This window comes from Pseudomonas sp. B14-6, assembly GCF_013260315.1.
In the GTDB taxonomy this organism is placed as follows: domain Bacteria; phylum Pseudomonadota; class Gammaproteobacteria; order Pseudomonadales; family Pseudomonadaceae; genus Aquipseudomonas; species Aquipseudomonas mandelii.
In genome coordinates this window covers 5,936,954-5,954,473 of the sequence record NZ_CP053929.1, presented here as the reverse complement: position 1 = coordinate 5,954,473, position 17,520 = coordinate 5,936,954, and the positions used below count along the sequence as shown (strand labels likewise).

Sequence of the window (17,520 nt, the reverse complement as noted above, 5' to 3'; positions counted from 1 at the left end):
ATTAGTGGCAAATCCATCGCTGTAGCGATTTTTCCGACACAATCCGGTGTCTTTTTACCAGTTAACGATTAACCGCGGAATTCGCTGCGACCGTTGTACTTGGCTTTGCCATTCAACTGCTCTTCGATACGCAGCAGTTGGTTGTACTTGGACACGCGGTCCGAACGGCACAGGGAACCGGTCTTGATCTGGCCAGCCGCAGTGCCCACCGCCAGGTCGGCAATGGTCGAATCTTCGGTTTCGCCGGAGCGGTGCGAGATCACGGCAGTGTAACCAGCGGCCTTGGCCATCTGGATGGCTTCCAGGGTTTCGGTCAGGGTGCCGATCTGGTTGAACTTGATCAGGATCGAGTTGGCGATCTTTTTATCGATGCCTTCTTTCAGGATCTTGGTGTTGGTCACGAACAGGTCGTCGCCCACCAGCTGGGTCTTCTCGCCGATCTTGTCGGTGAGGATTTTCCAGCCAGCCCAGTCGGACTCGTCCAGGCCGTCTTCGATCGAGATGATCGGATAACGCTCGGTCAGGCCTTTCAGGTAGTCAGCGAAACCTTCGGCGGTGAACACCTGGCCTTCGCCGGACAGGTTGTATTTACCGTCTTCGTAGAATTCGCTGGCCGCGCAGTCCAGTGCCAGGGTCACGTCGGTGCCCAGCTTGTAACCGGCGTTGGCCACGGCTTCGGAGATCACTTTCAACGCGTCTTCGTTGGAAGCCAGGTTCGGTGCGAAACCACCTTCGTCACCCACTGCGGTGCTCAGGCCACGGGCCTTCAGAACAGCTTTGAGGTGATGGAAAATCTCGGTGCCCATGCGCAGACCTTCCGAGAAAGACTTGGCGCCAACCGGCTGAACCATGAATTCCTGGATGTCGACGTTGTTATCGGCGTGCTCGCCACCGTTGATGATGTTCATCATCGGAACCGGCATCGAGTAGACACCCGGGGTGCCGTTCAGGTTGGCGATGTGCGCGTACAGCGGCAGGTCCTGGTCCTGTGCGGCGGCCTTGGCGGCGGCCAGGGAAACGGCGAGGATCGCGTTGGCGCCCAGGGAGCCTTTGTTTTCGGTGCCATCAAGCTTGATCATCGCGTGATCCAGTGCTTTCTGGTCGCTTGGGTCTGTACCCAGCAACAGATCGCGGATCGGACCGTTGATGTTGGCAACGGCTTTGAGTACGCCTTTGCCCAGGTAACGGCTCTTGTCGCCATCACGCAGCTCGAGCGCTTCACGCGAGCCAGTGGAAGCACCGGACGGCGCGCACGCGCTACCGATGATGCCGTTATCGAGAAGCACGTCCGCTTCCACGGTGGGATTGCCACGGGAGTCGAGAACTTCACGACCTTTGATGTCGACGATTTTTGCCATTGTTGTAAACACTCCAAAGTTGACGAAAACGACGCAGCTAGAGGAAATCTTTTACCGTCGGCAAGTGGTGTGCAGCAGGCAGACTTGCGGACGATAAGGCTCAGGCCCGAGGGCCTGAGCAACAAATCGTGCGGTACTTTACCGGAGAAACGAGGTTTACGCGGTCTCTACCGTCGGAAAACTCTTCACCAGTTCGTCCAGGGCTTTGAGCTGGGCCAGGAATGGCTCCAGTTTGTCCAGGCGCAAGGCGCAAGGGCCGTCGCACTTGGCGTTGTCCGGGTCCGGGTGGGCTTCGAGGAACAGACCGGCCAGCGACTGGCTCATGCCTGCCTTGGCCAGGTCAGTGACCTGGGCGCGACGACCGCCGGCGGAATCGGAGCGACCACCGGGCATTTGCAGCGCGTGGGTCACGTCGAAGAACACCGGGTATTCGAACTGCTTCATGATGCCGAAGCCAAGCATGTCGACGACCAGGTTGTTGTAGCCAAAGCTCGAACCGCGTTCGCAGAGGATCAACTGATCGTTACCCGCTTCCACGCATTTGCTCAGGATGTGTTTCATCTCATGCGGGGCGAGGAACTGGGCTTTCTTGATGTTGATCACCGCGCCGGTCTTGGCCATCGCGACCACGAGGTCGGTCTGGCGCGACAGGAAGGCCGGCAGCTGGATGATGTCGCAGACTTCAGCGACGACCGCGGCCTGGTCAGGCTCGTGGACGTCGGTGATGATCGGCACGCCGAAGGCTTGCTTGATGTCCTGGAAAATCCGCATGCCCTCTTCCAGGCCGGGGCCACGGTAAGAGGCCACGGAGGAACGGTTGGCCTTGTCGAAGCTGGCCTTGAACACGTAAGGGATACCGAGTTTCTCGGTGACCTTTACGTATTCTTCGCAGACCTGCATCGCCATGTCGCGGCTTTCCAGCACGTTCATGCCACCGAAAAGCACCATTGGCTTGTCGTTGGCAATCTCGATATCGCCTACACGGATGATCTTCTGCGCCATCGGATTTACGCCTTCTTCTGGTGTTGAACCAAAGCTGCTTTAACGAAACCGCTGAACAACGGGTGACCGTCGCGTGGTGTCGAGGTGAACTCAGGGTGGAACTGGCAAGCGACGAACCATGGATGATCCGGGGCTTCAACCACTTCGACCAGCGCGCCATCACCGGAACGACCGGAGATTTTCAGGCCGGCTTCCATGATTTGCGGCAGCAGGTTGTTGTTCACTTCGTAGCGATGACGGTGACGCTCGACGATCACGTCCTTGGCGTAGCAATCGTGCACCAGGGAACCCGGTTCCAGCAGGCAATCCTGAGCGCCGAGGCGCATGGTGCCGCCCAGGTCGGACGATTCGGTACGGGTTTCGACGGCGCCGGTGGCATCTTCCCACTCGGTGATCAGACCCACGACCGGATGACCGCTGGCGCGATCGAACTCGGTGGAGTTGGCGTCTTTCCAGCCCAGCACGTTACGAGCGAACTCGATCACGGCCACTTGCATGCCCAGGCAGATGCCGAGGTACGGAACCTTGTTTTCGCGAGCGTATTGAACGGCGGTGATCTTGCCTTCCACGCCACGCAGACCGAAGCCGCCCGGTACGAGGATCGCGTCGACACCTTCCAGCAGCGCGGTGCCCTGGTTTTCGATGTCTTCGGAATCGATGTAGCGCAGGTTGACCTTGGTGCGGTTGCTGATGCCGGCGTGACTCATCGCTTCGATCAGCGACTTGTAGGCGTCCAGCAGTTCCATGTACTTGCCGACCATCGCGATGGTGACTTCGTGTTCCGGGTTCAGCTTGGCGTCAACCACCGCTTCCCACTCGGACAGGTCCGCGCTGCCGCATTGCAGGCCGAAACGCTCGACGACGAAATCGTCCAGGCCCTGGGAGTGCAGGATGCCCGGGATCTTGTAGATGGTGTCGGCATCTTCCAGCGCGATCACCGCACGTTCTTCAACGTTGGTGAACTGCGCGATCTTGCGACGCGACGAGATGTCGATCGGGTGATCGGAACGGCACACCAGCACGTCTGGCTGCAGGCCGATGGAACGCAGTTCCTTGACCGAGTGCTGGGTTGGTTTGGTTTTGGTTTCGCCGGCAGTGGCGATGTACGGCACCAGCGTCAAGTGCATCAGCATCGCGCGCTTGGCGCCGACTTCGAAACGCAATTGACGGATCGCTTCGAGGAACGGTTGCGACTCGATGTCACCCACGGTGCCACCGATCTCGACCATCGCCACGTCAGCATCGCCGGCACCCTTGATGATGCGGCGCTTGATTTCGTCGGTGATGTGCGGGATTACCTGGATGGTTGCACCCAGGTAATCACCACGGCGCTCTTTGCGCAGGACGTGTTCGTAGACACGGCCGGTGGTGAAGTTGTTGTTCTGGGTCATGGTCGTGCGGATGAACCGCTCGTAGTGACCCAGGTCCAGGTCGGTCTCGGCGCCGTCGTGGGTGACGAACACTTCACCGTGCTGGAACGGGCTCATGGTGCCCGGGTCAACGTTGATGTACGGGTCCAGCTTCAGCATGGTGACCTTAAGTCCCCGCGCCTCCAGGATGGCCGCCAATGAAGCCGAGGCAATGCCTTTCCCCAATGAAGAAACAACACCGCCCGTGACGAATATGTAGCGCGTCATGAAAAACCCTAGAAGTCTGCGTTAAAGCGGTCCGAGCCGCCGGGGAAAGCGAAGGAAGGCCGAAGCCCCCGATCACCTGCATTAATCACAGTGCACCTTTCAAAAAAACCGCCGCGTTGGGACAGACCGGCAGATGAAACACCGGTACGTTGCTCGCTACACATTTTTTGGAATCGCCCAGCAAAGACTGCTTGGTAATCGGCAACTTCTGTAATTCAGGCGAATCCACAGAAGTTGTATCAAGAAGGGAGCGTAGTCTACCGGAAAGCCCCTTTCAGCTCAAACCTTGATCTTCGCTCAGTGGGTCCCACTGCAAATGCCAGCCCTCCTGCTCGTTGCCATCGAGGCCCCGCAGATTGGCCACCGCCAGCAATTGCGCGCCCCGGTAAAGCAGCGGCAATCTGCCACGGACGAAGCCCGGAACCCCGCGTTCGTTGAGCAAACGCTTGAGATCCCGGTGGCCGCGCTCAGGCAGATTCATGACCTCGCCTCCTTCACGATAGCGGATTTGCAGCAGGCCGGCGGGGATTTGGCCGGTGATCGTAAGCTCGCCGTTTTCCGGTAAAACCAGCGTTGTCGAAGGATCAGTCCAAAGGCCGACTGGGGGGGAACGCGCAGCCAACGACCCGACAGCCACCAGATACGCCCGCCCGCCCGATGCAATTCGCCCTCCGCCAATCGCCAGACCGGACGGGCATCACCCGTGGCATCGCGCAAATCATCCCAACCCGACCAATGGTCGCTATCCGGCAGCCGCGTCAATGCTGCAAGCCAGTGACTCAATGCGTTGCGCTGGCGCGCGGCAGAAAGCCTGACCAGCGGTGCCAACTCCAGGGATGGCAAACCCAGCCAATCGAATTCATTGGCGGTATTGGCGCTGGCCAGATCGATGTGGGCCAGCTCATCGAGCAACCCCTGCGCTTCGCTCAGATGCGCGGCAGTGCGAGCCATGGTCGCCGTCGCTTGCGGCCAGCGCTCGGTCAATACCGGGAACACTTGATGCCGCAGGTAGTTGCGTGAGAACTGGCGGTCCTGGTTCGAGGGGTCCTCGATCCAGCTCAACCGATGCTCGGCCGCATAAGCCTCAAGCTCGGCGCGTGTGACATCGAGCAACGGACGCAAAAGATGCCCGCGACCCAGGACGCGCTCGCGCGGCATGCCGGACAAGCCCCTCACCCCTGCCCCGCGCAACAGCCGAAACAACAGGGTTTCCGCTTGGTCGTCCCGGTGCTGCGCGGTGAGAAGCAGCTCATTGGCTTGAGTGGCTTCAACGAAGGCGCCATAGCGCGCATCCCGGGCGGCACGCTCAAGGCTGGCGCCGGGCTGAACCTGAACGTGAACCACCTGCAGCGGCACACCCAGCGCGTCACAGACCGACTGACAATGTTGCGGCCACGCATCAGCCGCAGCCTGAAGGCCGTGGTGAACATAAATGGCGCTGAGCGCCGGCAGGGATTGGGTTTTTGCGAGGTGGGCAAGGAGGTGCAGCAGGACGGTGGAGTCGAGTCCGCCGGAGAAGGCGACGCGCCAGGTTGTGGCGTTGCGCCACGGCGCGAGATTCAGCAGAAGCCTGGTGGAGAGATCACGGGTTGGCAGACTCATATCGATCACTTCGCACAAATCAAATGTGGGAGCGAGACTGCTCGCGATGGCGGCTTAACATTCAACTTATCTGTTGGCTGTTATACCGCTTTCGCGAGCAGGCTCGCTCCCACATGGGTGAAGCGCGGTCAGATCAGAGACCGTAGCTCATCAGACGCTCGTAACGACGGGCCAGCAGCGCCTCGTTATCGAACTTCTTCAGCATCGCCAGTTGCGAGCTCAGCTCGGCACGGATCGAAGCCGCCGCCGCTGCCGGATCGCGGTGAGCGCCGCCCAATGGCTCGCCGATCACTTTGTCGACGATGCCCAGGCCTTTCAGGCGCTCGGCGGTGATGCCCATGGCTTCAGCCGCGTCCGGCGCTTTCTCGGCGGTTTTCCACAGAATCGAGGCGCAACCTTCCGGCGAGATCACCGCGTAGGTCGAGTACTGCAGCATGTTCAGTTGATCGCAGACGCCGATCGCCAGCGCGCCACCCGAACCACCTTCACCGATCACGGTGGCGATGATTGGGGTTTTCAGGCGGGCCATGACGCGCAGGTTCCAGGCAATCGCCTCGCTCTGGTTACGCTCCTCAGCATCGATGCCAGGGTAAGCGCCCGGCGTGTCGATGAAGGTCAGGATCGGCATTTTGAAACGTTCGGCCATTTCCATCAGGCGGCACGCCTTGCGGTAGCCTTCAGGACGCGGCATACCGAAGTTGCGGCGGACTTTCTCGCGCACTTCACGGCCTTTCTGGTGGCCGATGATCATCACCGGCTGATCGTCCAGACGGGCAATGCCGCCCACGATCGCAGCGTCGTCGGAGAAGTGACGGTCGCCGTGCAGTTCGTCGAACTCGGTGAAGATGTGTTCGATGTAGTCCAGGGTATACGGACGTTTCGGGTGACGCGCGAGACGTGCGATCTGCCAGCTGGTCAGCTTGCCGAAGATGTCTTCGGTCAGCGTGCTGCTTTTGTCCTGCAGGCGGGAGATCTCATCGCCGATATTCAGCGAATTGTCGTTACCGACCAAGCGCAACTCTTCGATCTTGGCTTGCAGGTCGGCGATCGGCTGTTCGAAATCTAGAAAATTCGGGTTCATAGGCGTCCGTCTTGGGTCGACGTCCAAGAGAGCTTGGGCCGGCCGGTTGTCTATTCGCGCCCTACCTTAAGGGACAGGCGCGTTCAGGTCGAGATTAAAAATTCTGGTCGAGATCGGAGCCTACAGACAGCCCCGACCGTCAACGGTATTGGAGGAAGACGTTGTCTCGCCCGAACTGGTCACGCAAGGCTTGAATCAACGCATCCGCCGGATCGATCCGCCAGGTCTCGCCAAACTGCAACAAGGCCTTCGCATCGGGGCTCGTGTACTCCATGGTGATCGGGCACGCGCCGCGATGACGTTTGAACAACTCACCCAGCCAGCGTAGCTGATCGCCCTTCAAATCCTTGGTCTGCAGCTTCAGGCGCAGGCTTTCGGCGAGGTTGGTGCGCGCATCTTCCATGCTCATCACCCGCTTGACCCGCAGCCGCAGGCCGCCGGAGAAGTCGTCGTTGCTGACTTCGCCTTCGACCACCACCATCGCATCGGTCTGCAACAGCGATTGCGCCGAGTGGAACGCTTCGGCAAACAGCGAAGCCTCGATCCGCCCGGAGCGATCGTCGAGGGTGATGAACCCCATCTTGTCGCCCTTTTTGTTCTTCATCACCCGCAAGGCGATGATCATGCCGGCGACGGTTTGCGTATCACGAGCCGGCTTCAGGTCGATGATGCGCTGACGAGCAAAACGGCGGATCTCGCCTTCGTACTCGTCAATCGGGTGACCGGTCAGGTACAGGCCGAGGGTGTCTTTCTCCCCTTTCAGGCGCTCCTTGAGGGTCAGCTCCTTGGCTTTGCGGTGATTGGCGTAGACGTCGGCATCTTCTTCAACGAACAGACCACCAAACAGGTCGACATGACCGCTGTCATGAGTACGCGCGGTTTGTTCGGCCGCCTTGATCGCCCCTTCCATGGCGTTCAGCAAGACCGCCCGGTTACGGTCGATATTGGCCTGATAGGCTTTCTGCTCGTCATGGAAATAAGGCCCCAGACGATCCAGTGCACCGCTGCGGATCAAACCGTCCAGGGTGCGCTTGTTGATTCGCTTGAGGTCGACACGGGCACAGAAATCGAACAGGTCCTTGAACGGACCGTCCTGACGCGCCTCGGTAATCGCCTCGACCGGGCCTTCGCCCACCCCCTTGATCGCACCGAGGCCGTAAATAATCCGGCCTTCGTCATTCACCGTGAACTTGAACTCGGAAGTATTCACATCCGGCGCGTCGAGACGCAGCTTCATGGTGCGAATTTCTTCGATCAAGGTCACGACCTTGTCGGTGTTGTGCATATCCGCAGACAGTACCGCGGCCATGAACGGCGCCGGGTAGTGCGTTTTCAGCCAAGCGGTCTGGTATGAAACCAGGCCATAAGCGGCGGAGTGGGATTTGTTGAAGCCGTAACCGGCGAATTTTTCTACCAGGTCGAAAATGTTACCGGCCAGGTCGGCGTCGATATTGTTGGTCTTGCAACCGTCAATGAAACCGCCGCGCTGCTTGGCCATTTCTTCCGGCTTTTTCTTACCCATGGCCCGTCGCAGCATGTCCGCGCCGCCGAGGGTGTAACCGGCCATGACCTGGGCAATCTGCATCACCTGTTCCTGATACAGGATGATGCCGTAAGTCGGTGCCAATACGGGCTTGAGGCCGTCGTACTGGTAATCCGAGTGCGGGTACGCGAGTTCGGCGCGACCGTGCTTACGGTTGATAAAGTCGTCCACCATGCCCGACTGCAAAGGGCCCGGACGGAACAGGGCCACCAGTGCGATCAAGTCTTCCAGGCAGTCGGGCTTGAGCTTTTTGATCAGCTCTTTCATGCCGCGCGACTCAAGCTGGAACACCGCGGTGGTTTCAGCTTTTTGCAGCAGCTGGTAGGTCGGTTTGTCATCCAGCGGGATGAACGCGATATCCAGCGGCGGCTGATCAACCTTGGCGCGGTCGCGGTTGATGGTTTTCAGTGCCCAGTCGATGACCGTCAGGGTCCGCAGGCCCAGGAAGTCGAACTTCACCAGGCCGGCGGCTTCAACGTCGTCCTTGTCGAACTGGGTCACCAGACCGTCGCCGGCCTCATCGCAATAGATTGGCGAGAAGTCAGTCAGCTTGGTCGGCGCGATCACCACACCACCGGCGTGCTTGCCGACGTTACGCACAACGCCTTCAAGCTTGCGCGCCATTTCCCAGATTTCTGCGGCTTCTTCATCGACCTTGATGAAGTCGCGCAGGATTTCTTCCTGCTCGTAGGCTTTTTCCAGGGTCATGCCGACTTCGAACGGAATCATCTTCGACAGACGATCCGCCAGACCGTAGGACTTGCCCTGCACCCGCGCCACGTCTCGGACCACCGCCTTGGCGGCCATGGAACCGAAGGTGATGATCTGGCTCACCGCATTACGGCCGTATTTCTCGGCCACGTAGTCGATCACACGGTCACGACCGTCCATGCAGAAGTCGACGTCGAAGTCGGGCATGGAAACCCGTTCCGGGTTAAGGAAACGTTCGAACAGCAGGTCATATTCCAGCGGGTCGAGGTCGGTGATCTTCTGCACATAGGCCACCAGCGACCCGGCACCCGACCCCCGGCCAGGCCCGACCGGCACGCCGTTGCTCTTGGCCCACTGGATGAAGTCCATCACGATCAGGAAGTAACCGGGGAAGCCCATCTGGATGATGATATCCAGTTCGAAATTCAACCGGTCGACGTAGACCTGACGCTTGGTTTCGTAGTCTTCGGTGGTGTCTCGGGGCAGCAGAACGCTGAGGCGCTCTTCCAGGCCATCGAACGAGACCTTGCGGAAATACTCGTCGATGGTCATGCCATCAGGGATCGGGAAGTTGGGCAGGAAGTGAGTGCCCAGCTTCACTTCGATGTTGCAGCGCTTGGCGATCTCGACGGTGTTGGCCAGCGCTTCGGGAATGTCGCTGAACAGCTCGGCCATTTCCTCGGCGCTTTTGAGGTATTGCTGATCGCTGTAATTCTTCGAACGCCGCGGATCGTCGAGGGCGCGGCCCTCACCGATGCAGACGCGGGTTTCGTGAGCGGCAAAGTCTTCCTGCTTGATGAAACGCACGTCGTTGGTGGCGACCAGCGGCGCACCGATCTTCTCGGCCAGCGCCACGGCGCCGTGCAACTGCTCTTCGTCGTTGGGGCGGTTGGTGCGCTGGATCTCCAGATAGAAACGATCCGGGAACACCGCCATCCATTCGCGCGCGAGGTTTTCCGCTTCTGCCGGATTGCCGCTGAGCATGGCCAGGCCGATCTCGCCCTCTTTGGCCGCCGACAGCATGATCAAGCCTTCGCTGGCTTCGGCCACCCACTCGCGCTCGATAATGACCGAGCCATTGCGCTGGCCGTCGATGAAGCCGCGGGAAATCAGTTCGGTGAGGTTGCGATAGCCGACAGCGTTCATCACCAGCAGGCTGATCCGGCTCAGGGCGTTGTCCGGGTCCTTGTTCGACAACCACAGGTCGGCACCGCAGATCGGCTTGATGCCTGCGCCCATGGCGGCTTTATAGAATTTGACCAGGGAACACATGTTGTTCTGGTCGGTGACCGCGACGGCAGGCATGTTCATGCCGACCAGGGTCTTGACCAGCGGTTTGATCCGCACCAGACCGTCGACCAGGGAATATTCAGTGTGCAGGCGTAGATGAACGAATGAAGCCGGCATAGTGATCCTGTCTAGAAACGTGAAGACAACAAGGCCCGGATTGTACCGGGCCTTGAGTAAAACATCAGCCTCGCGACTAACTCTCGATCAGGTTTTCGCGAGCCTCGTAAGCCAGGCGCACCGGGGCGAAAGAACGACGGTGAATCGGCGTTGGCCCCAATCGGGCCAGAGCTTCCAGATGAACGGGGGTCGGGTAGCCTTTGTGGCCGCCGATCCCGTAACCCGGGTAAATCAGTTCGAAAGCGGCCATTTCACGGTCACGGCTGACCTTGGCCAGAATCGACGCCGCAGCGATGGCCGGCACCTTGCCGTCACCCTGCACCACCGCTTCGGCGCGCATGGACAGTTTCGGGCAGCGGTTGCCGTCGATCATCGCCAGTTTCGGCTGGATGTGCAGCCCTTCGATCGCGCGCTGCATGGCCAACATGGTGGCATGCAGAATATTCAGCTCATCGATTTCTTCAACTTCGGCCCGGGCGATGCACCAGCTCAGGGCTTTTTCGCAAATTTCGTCGTAGAGCTTTTCGCGGCGGGCCTCGGTGAGTTTCTTCGAGTCGTTCAGACCAAGAATCGGCCGATTCGGATCGAGAATTACCGCAGCCGTGACCACGGCGCCGCAGAGCGGGCCGCGACCGACTTCGTCGACACCGGCAACCAGATCTTCCACTTCAGCGACCAAGGTGAAATCCAGCCCCATTTGCATGCTTGTTTTACTCATTGTACTGGGCCAATCAGTTTCAGCACGGCATCCGCCGCCTGGTTGGAGGCATCCAGACGCAAGGTCCGGTGGATTTCGTCGAAGCCACGGGTCTGTTCTTCGCCACCCTCGATCAACGGTGACAAGGTCTGGGCCAGGGCTTCGACCGTTGCGTCGTCTTGCAGCAACTCGGGCACCAAAAGGCGTTGGGCCAGCAAGTTCGGCAACGAGATGTAGGGGCTTTTCACCATGCGCTTGAGAATCCAGAACGTCAGCGGCGCCAGGCGATAAGCGACCACCATCGGCCGCTTGTACAACAGCGCTTCAAGGGTCGCCGTGCCGGAGGCAATCAACACGGCGTCGCAGGCGGCAAGAGCCAGATGGGATTTGCCATCGAGCAGGGTCAGCGGCAGATCGCGACCGGCCAGCAACTCTTCAAGCTGCGCGCGGCGTTCCGGGCTGGCGCAAGGCATGACGAACCGAACGCCGGGGCGCAAGGCCCGCAGGCGTTGGGCGGTATCGAGGAACAACGCACCGAGACGACCGACTTCGCCGCCACGACTGCCCGGCATCAACGCAACCAGCGGTCCGTCCGGCAAGCCGAGTTCGGCCCGAGCGGCGGCGCGATCGGCTTCAAGCGGGATCGCATCAGCCAGGGAATGCCCGACAAACCGCACCGGCACGCCCTTTTCTTCGTAGAACTTCGCTTCGAATGGAAACAGCGTCAGCATCAGGTCGCAGCCTTCGCGAATCTTCAGCACCCGCTTCTGCCGCCACGCCCAAACCGACGGGCTGACGTAATGCACGGTCTTGATCCCGGCCTGACGCAGCTTGAGTTCGATAGTGAGGTTGAAGTCCGGGGCATCGATGCCGATAAATGCGTCCGGCTTTTCGGCGATCAGGTGGGCGATCAGCTTTTTGCGACGCGCCATCAGTTCACGCAATCGACCCAGCACTTCCACCAGGCCCATGACCGAAAGACGTTCCATCGGGAAATACGAAGTCAGGCCTTCGGCCTGCATCAGCGGACCACCGACACCGATGAACTCCACTGCCGGATGCTGAGCCTTGAGTGCGCGCATGATGCCCGCGCCCAGAATGTCACCGGAAGCCTCACCCGCCACCAGCGCAATACGCAGATTAGCCATGATTAACGTGTGATGCCGCGGGTCGAAGACTGGATGGAATCACGGAACACCGCGACTTCCGGGAACTGGTCCGAAGGTTCGGCCAATTCGGTGAGTGCCTGCTCAACCGTCAGGCCTTGGCGGTAAACCACCTTATAGGCACGACGCAGGGCGTGGATCGCGTCTTCGCTGAAACCACGACGGCGCATGCCTTCGAAGTTCATGCTACGGGCTTCGGCCGGGTTGCCGAACACCGTGACGTAGGCTGGAACGTCCTTGCCAATGGCGGTACCCATGCCGGAAAAGCTGTGGGCGCCGATGTGGCAATACTGGTGAACCAGGGTAAAGCCGGACAGGATCGCCCAGTCTTCAACGTGCACATGGCCAGCCAACGCAGTGTTGTTGACGAGGATGCAGTGGTTACCGATGACACTGTCGTGGCCGATGTGGGCATAGGCCATGATCAGGTTGTGATCGCCCAGGGTCGTTTCCGAACGGTCCTGAACCGTGCCACGGTGAATCGTCACGCCTTCACGGATGATGTTGTGGTCACCGATGACCAGGCGGGTTTCTTCGCCTTTGTATTTCAGATCGGGCGTGTCCTCACCTACCGAGGAAAACTGGTAGATGCGGTTGTGCTTACCGATTCGGGTCGGGCCCTTGAGAATCACATGCGGCCCGATCACTGTCCCCTCGCCGATTTCCACACCTGCGCCGACGATCGACCATGGGCCGACCTCGACACCTTCAGCCAGAACGGCCGTCGGATCGATGATTGCGCGAGGGTCAATCAAACTCATAGTTTGCGTTCCGCGCAGATGATTTCAGCGGAGCAGACTGGCTTGCCATCGACCGAAGCCTGGCACTCGAACTTCCAGATCTGACGCTTGCAGCTGATGAAACGGGCTTCGAGGATCAATTGATCGCCTGGAGTGACGGGCTGGCGAAAACGCAGCTTGTCGGAGCCGACGAAGTAGTAGAGCGTGCCGTCGGCAGGCTTCACGTCGAGCATTTTGAAACCAAGGATACCGGCAGCCTGAGCCATCGCTTCGATGATCAGTACGCCCGGCATGATTGGATGCGCGGGGAAGTGACCATTGAAGAACGGTTCGTTGATGCTGACATTCTTGTAGGCGCGAATGCGCTTGCCTTCCACATCCAGATCCACGACCCGATCCACCAGCAGGAACGGGTAACGGTGAGGCAGGTATTCGCGAATCTCGTTGATGTCCATCATTTCGGGGGGAAGCCTATGTAAAGATTGGGAGCGCGCGACTGACGCGCACCCCTCTAGCAAATCAAGGAGGCAGTCTAGCGGCTGTGCACACTTGATATGGAAATGGTATCAGCCATCTGATGAAGCATTACCGTCAGGGGTCACGTCCCCTACACGCTTTTCCAGCTGTCGCAGACGTCGCGCGATGTCATCGAGCTGACGGATACGGGCCGCGCTTTTGCGCCATTCGGCGGCTGGTTGCATCGCCGTACCGGAAGAATAGGAACCCTTTTCGGTAATCGAATGGGTCACCATGGTCATCCCGGTGATAAAAACGTTGTCGCAAATTTCGATATGCCCCACCAGCCCAACGCCCCCGGCGAGCATGCAATGCTTGCCGATTTTGGTGCTGCCGGAGATCCCCACACACGCGGCCATGGCGGTGTGATCACCAACCTGTACGTTGTGGGCGATCTGAATCTGATTGTCGAGCTTCACACCGTTACCCAGTACGGTATCGGCCAGCGCACCGCGATCGATAGCGGTATTCACGCCAATCTCCACATCATCACCGACCAATACACCTCCGATCTGGGCGATTTTCTGCCAGACACCTTTCTCGTTGGCAAAGCCGAAGCCTTCGCCACCGAGCACGGCACCGGACTGAATCACTACCCGCTTGCCGATGCGCACGTCGTGGTACAGCGTGACCCGCGGGGCCAGCCAGCCGCCTTCGCCGATTTCGCTACGGGCACCGATGAAGCAATGCGCCCCCACGGTCACACCGGCAGCAATACGCGCGCCGCTTTCGATCACCGCAAAGGCACCGATGCTCGCAGCCGGATCAACCACTGCGTCCGCGGCCACTACCGCTGTCGGATGAATACCGGCCGGCGCCTTGGGCTTGGGATCGAACAGATGGGAAATACGCGCATAGGCCAGATACGGATCAGGCACCACCAGCGCATTACCGGCATAACCTTCAGCGTCAGCGGCCTTCAGCAACAGCGCTGCAGCCCGGCAGTCCGCCAGGTATTTTCGGTATTGGGGGTTTGCGAGAAAGCTCAACTGAGCTGGGCCAGCCTCTTGCAAAGTGGCTAGCCCAGTAATTTCTTTCTCCGGGTCGCCACGTAGCGTGGCGCCGAGGAACTCGGCCAACTGGCCGAGCTTTATAGTCGCTGTCATGGATTACTTCAGCTGATTCATGCGCTCGATAACCTGGCGAGTGATGTCGTACTGAGGTTTGACATCAATCACTGCGCCACGCTCGAAGACCAGGTCAAAAGCACCTTTCTTGATGACTTCTTCCACAGCGCTGTCCAGTTTCGGCTTGAGCTGCTTCAGCATTTCACGGTCGGCAACGGCTTTGGCTTCGTTCAGCTCCTTGGACTGGAACTGGAAGTCGCGGGCCTTTTGCTTGAACTCGAGCTCAAGGCGTTCACGCTCGCCTTGCTGCATCTTGTCGCCGCCAGCCATCAGACGGTCCTGGATACCCTTGGCGCTGCTTTCCAGCGTCTTGAGCTTGGACAGTTGCGGACCAAACTTCTTCTCGGCGTCCACGGCGTATTTCTTGGCCGCGTCGGATTCCAGCAGGGCCATCTGATAGTTCAGAACGGCGATTTTCATGTCGGCAAAAGCCGGACCTGCTACCAGTACGGTCGCCAGGAGAACCAATTGAGTCAACTTACGCACGATGTACTCCTACAAAATCCATTGTCGTTATTTTGGGGCAGACGCTTAGAACGTCTGGCCGAGAGAGAATTGGAACACTTGAGTCTCAGCGTCATCCGGTTTCTTGATCGGCATGGCCAACGCGAAACTCAGAGGACCCAGTGCGGTGACCCAGGTCACACCCACACCGACGGAACTGGCCATGTTGCTCAGGCTGATGTCGTTGCACTTTGTATTGGACGCCGAACCGTTTGCATTGGTGGTGTCTTTGCACTGCGAGTCAAAAACGTTACCCACATCCCAGAATACCGAGGTACGCAGGGAGCGTTGATCCTTGACGAACGGCAGCGGGAACAGAAGCTCTGCACCACCCTGGATCAGGACGTTACCACCAAATGGCAGCGGATCCTGGTCCGGATCGGCCAATGTGCCCGGGTTCGTGCCACGGCTAGGCGTACTGCGCGGGCCCAGGGTGCTGTCCTTGAAGCCACGAACCGAGTTGAAACCACCAGCATAGTAGTTTTCATAGAACGGCAAGCCGTCGGTCGAACCGTAACCGTCGCCATAGCCCAGCTCGGTGTGCAGACGTACGGTGTAGTTATCAGACAATGGCTGGAACAACTGGCCACGGTAATCAAGTTTGAAGAACGACAGGTCGCTACCCGGAGTGGTCGTTTCCAACGTCAGGCTCTGGGAATGACCGCGGGTTGCCAACACACCCTTGTTCAAGGTGGACTCGGACCAACCGGCCGATGCCTTGAAGTTCAGGTAGTTGTCGCCTTCCTTGTTCACGAAGTCGAAAATCTCGTCAACGGTGTACTGACCGGTCTTGATCTTGTCCTGTTGCGCGCTCAGGCCAAAGGTCAGTCGCGACGTCTCGCTGATCGGGTAGCCGACGTTGACGCCAGCACCCAGGCTGTCTACGGCATAGCTGGCTACGTCGACATCAAGGTCTTTGTAGTCAGTGGTGCGATAGAAAGCGTTGTAGCCCAGGCTCACGCCATCAGCAGTCCAGTACGGGTCGACATAACCGAAGTTATAACGGCTCTGGTATTCACTGCGGGTCAAACCGATGCTGACCTTGTTACCGGTACCCAGGAAGTTGTTCTGGGTGATCGAACCACCGAGGATCAGACCGGCGCTCTGAGCGAAACCGACGCTGGCGGTGATCGAACCGGAAGCCTGTTCTTCAACGCTGTAGTTCACGTCAACCTGGTCGTCGACACCCGGTACAGCCGGGGTTTCGACGTTGACCTCTTTAAAGAAGCCCAGACGCTCAAGGCGGGTCTTGGATTGGTCGATCAGGTAGGTCGAAGCCCAGCCGCCCTCCATCTGACGCATTTCACGGCGTAACACTTCGTCTTCGGACTTGGTGTTGCCACGGAAGTTGATGCGGTTGACGTAAGCACGCTTGCCCGGATCGACAGCAAAAGTGATGTCGACCGTGTGGTCTTCATCGTTCGGCTGAGGCACGCCGCTGACGTTGGCGAAGGTGTAACCCTCGTTACCCAGGCGACGGGTGATCAGCTCGGACGTGGTGGTCATCAGCTTGCGCGAGAACACCTGGCCTTTCTGAACCAGCAGCAGGGACTTGACCTGGTCCTCAGGGACTTTCAGGTCGCCGCTCAGCTTGACGTCACGAACGGTGTACTTCTCGCCTTCGTTGACGTTGACGGTGATGTAGACGTGTTTCTTGTCTGGAGTAATGGACACCTGGGTCGAAGCGATATCCATGTTGATATAGCCACGGTCCAGGTAGTAGGAGCGCAGACGCTCCAGGTCACCGGACAGTTTTTCGCGGGCGTACTTGTCATCGTTCTTGAAGAACGACAGCCAGTTGGTAGTCTTCAATTCAAACAGGTCGATCAGGTCTTCGTCAGGGAAGACCGTGTTACCCACCACGTTGATGTGCTGGATTGCCGCAACGGTGCCTTCGTTGATGTTGACCTTCAGGCCGACGCGGTTACGCGGCTGCGGCACCACTTCGGTGTCGACGGTGGCGGAGTAGCGACCCTGGGCGACATATTGGCGCTGCAGTTCGTTACGCACACCTTCGAGGGTGGCACGCTGGAAGATCTCGCCTTCGGCCAGACCGGATTGTTTGAGTCCCTTCATCAGGTCTTCAGTAGAGATCGCCTTGTTACCTTCGATCTCGATACTGGCGACTGACGGGCGCTCGACTACCGTGATGACAAGGACGTTGCCATCGCGGCCCAGCTGGATATCTTGAAAGAACCCGGTTTTGAACAGCGCACGAGTGGATTCCACCAGGCGACGATCATCCGCCTGTTCACCGACGTTTAACGGCAAAGCACCAAAGACGCTACCCGCGGAGACCCGCTGGAGGCCATTGACGCGAATATCAGAGATAGTGAAGGACTCGGCGTGAACTTCGGCGATCATCAATACGGTGAGAACCGCAGTTAGCAGCAGACGTTTCATGAAGTCCTTTCTTATTCCAACTGGCA

12 protein-coding genes and 1 pseudogene are annotated in these 17,520 nt (G+C 59.0%); all 13 read right to left on the bottom strand.

Features of this window, described 5'->3' with window-relative positions:
* Window positions 1–68 precede the first annotated feature (68 nt).
* Window positions 69–1,358: a phosphopyruvate hydratase gene (eno, locus tag HP062_RS27100; RefSeq protein ID WP_010462792.1), complete on the bottom strand. Its 1,290-nt coding sequence runs from the start codon at window positions 1,356–1,358 to the stop codon at window positions 69–71.
* A gap of 156 nt (window positions 1,359–1,514) precedes the next feature.
* Entirely contained in the window at window positions 1,515–2,360 is an 846-nt protein-coding gene (kdsA, locus tag HP062_RS27095; protein ID WP_010462794.1) for a 3-deoxy-8-phosphooctulonate synthase, read from the bottom strand.
* A gap of 5 nt (window positions 2,361–2,365) precedes the next feature.
* The gene (locus HP062_RS27090; protein ID WP_010462795.1) at window positions 2,366–3,997 is read right to left on the bottom strand and encodes a CTP synthase; all 1,632 of its coding nucleotides are present in this window, start codon (window positions 3,995–3,997) and stop codon (window positions 2,366–2,368) included.
* Between the two features lie 274 nt (window positions 3,998–4,271).
* Window positions 4,272–5,599: pseudogene (gene tilS / locus HP062_RS27085) on the bottom strand (tRNA lysidine(34) synthetase TilS).
* Between the two features lie 133 nt (window positions 5,600–5,732).
* A complete protein-coding gene (locus HP062_RS27080; protein WP_010462799.1) occupies window positions 5,733–6,680 on the bottom strand; it encodes an acetyl-CoA carboxylase carboxyltransferase subunit alpha in 948 nt (315 codons plus the stop codon).
* A 139-nt stretch (window positions 6,681–6,819) separates the two neighbouring features.
* Window positions 6,820–10,341, bottom strand: a complete 3,522-nt coding sequence (dnaE, locus tag HP062_RS27075; protein WP_172792332.1) for a DNA polymerase III subunit alpha — start codon at window positions 10,339–10,341, stop codon at window positions 6,820–6,822.
* A gap of 76 nt (window positions 10,342–10,417) precedes the next feature.
* On the bottom strand, window positions 10,418–11,044 hold the full coding sequence (gene rnhB / locus HP062_RS27070) for a ribonuclease HII (protein WP_010462803.1): 627 nt from the start codon (window positions 11,042–11,044) through the stop codon (window positions 10,418–10,420).
* A gap of 11 nt (window positions 11,045–11,055) precedes the next feature.
* Window positions 11,056–12,186: a lipid-A-disaccharide synthase gene (gene lpxB / locus HP062_RS27065; protein ID WP_145307565.1), complete on the bottom strand. Its 1,131-nt coding sequence runs from the start codon at window positions 12,184–12,186 to the stop codon at window positions 11,056–11,058.
* 2 nt (window positions 12,187–12,188) lie between these two features.
* Window positions 12,189–12,965 (bottom strand): acyl-ACP--UDP-N-acetylglucosamine O-acyltransferase, encoded by a 777-nt coding sequence (gene lpxA, locus HP062_RS27060; RefSeq protein WP_010462807.1) that lies wholly within the window; start codon window positions 12,963–12,965, stop codon window positions 12,189–12,191.
* A complete protein-coding gene (gene fabZ / locus HP062_RS27055; RefSeq protein ID WP_008154051.1) occupies window positions 12,962–13,402 on the bottom strand; it encodes a 3-hydroxyacyl-ACP dehydratase FabZ in 441 nt (146 codons plus the stop codon). The genes lpxA and fabZ overlap by 4 nt, the downstream gene beginning before the upstream one ends.
* Window positions 13,403–13,510: 108 nt before the next feature.
* Window positions 13,511–14,566 carry a UDP-3-O-(3-hydroxymyristoyl)glucosamine N-acyltransferase gene (gene lpxD, locus HP062_RS27050; RefSeq protein WP_077748330.1) on the bottom strand — a complete coding sequence of 352 codons (1,056 nt, stop codon included), beginning with the start codon at window positions 14,564–14,566 and terminating at the stop codon, window positions 13,511–13,513.
* Window positions 14,567–14,569: 3 nt separating this feature from the next.
* Window positions 14,570–15,073, bottom strand: coding sequence for an OmpH family outer membrane protein (locus tag HP062_RS27045; protein WP_010462812.1), 504 nt, complete (start codon window positions 15,071–15,073; stop codon window positions 14,570–14,572).
* A gap of 45 nt (window positions 15,074–15,118) precedes the next feature.
* Window positions 15,119–17,494, bottom strand: coding sequence for an outer membrane protein assembly factor BamA (gene bamA, locus HP062_RS27040; RefSeq protein WP_077748329.1), 2,376 nt, complete (start codon window positions 17,492–17,494; stop codon window positions 15,119–15,121).
* Window positions 17,495–17,520 lie beyond the last annotated feature (26 nt).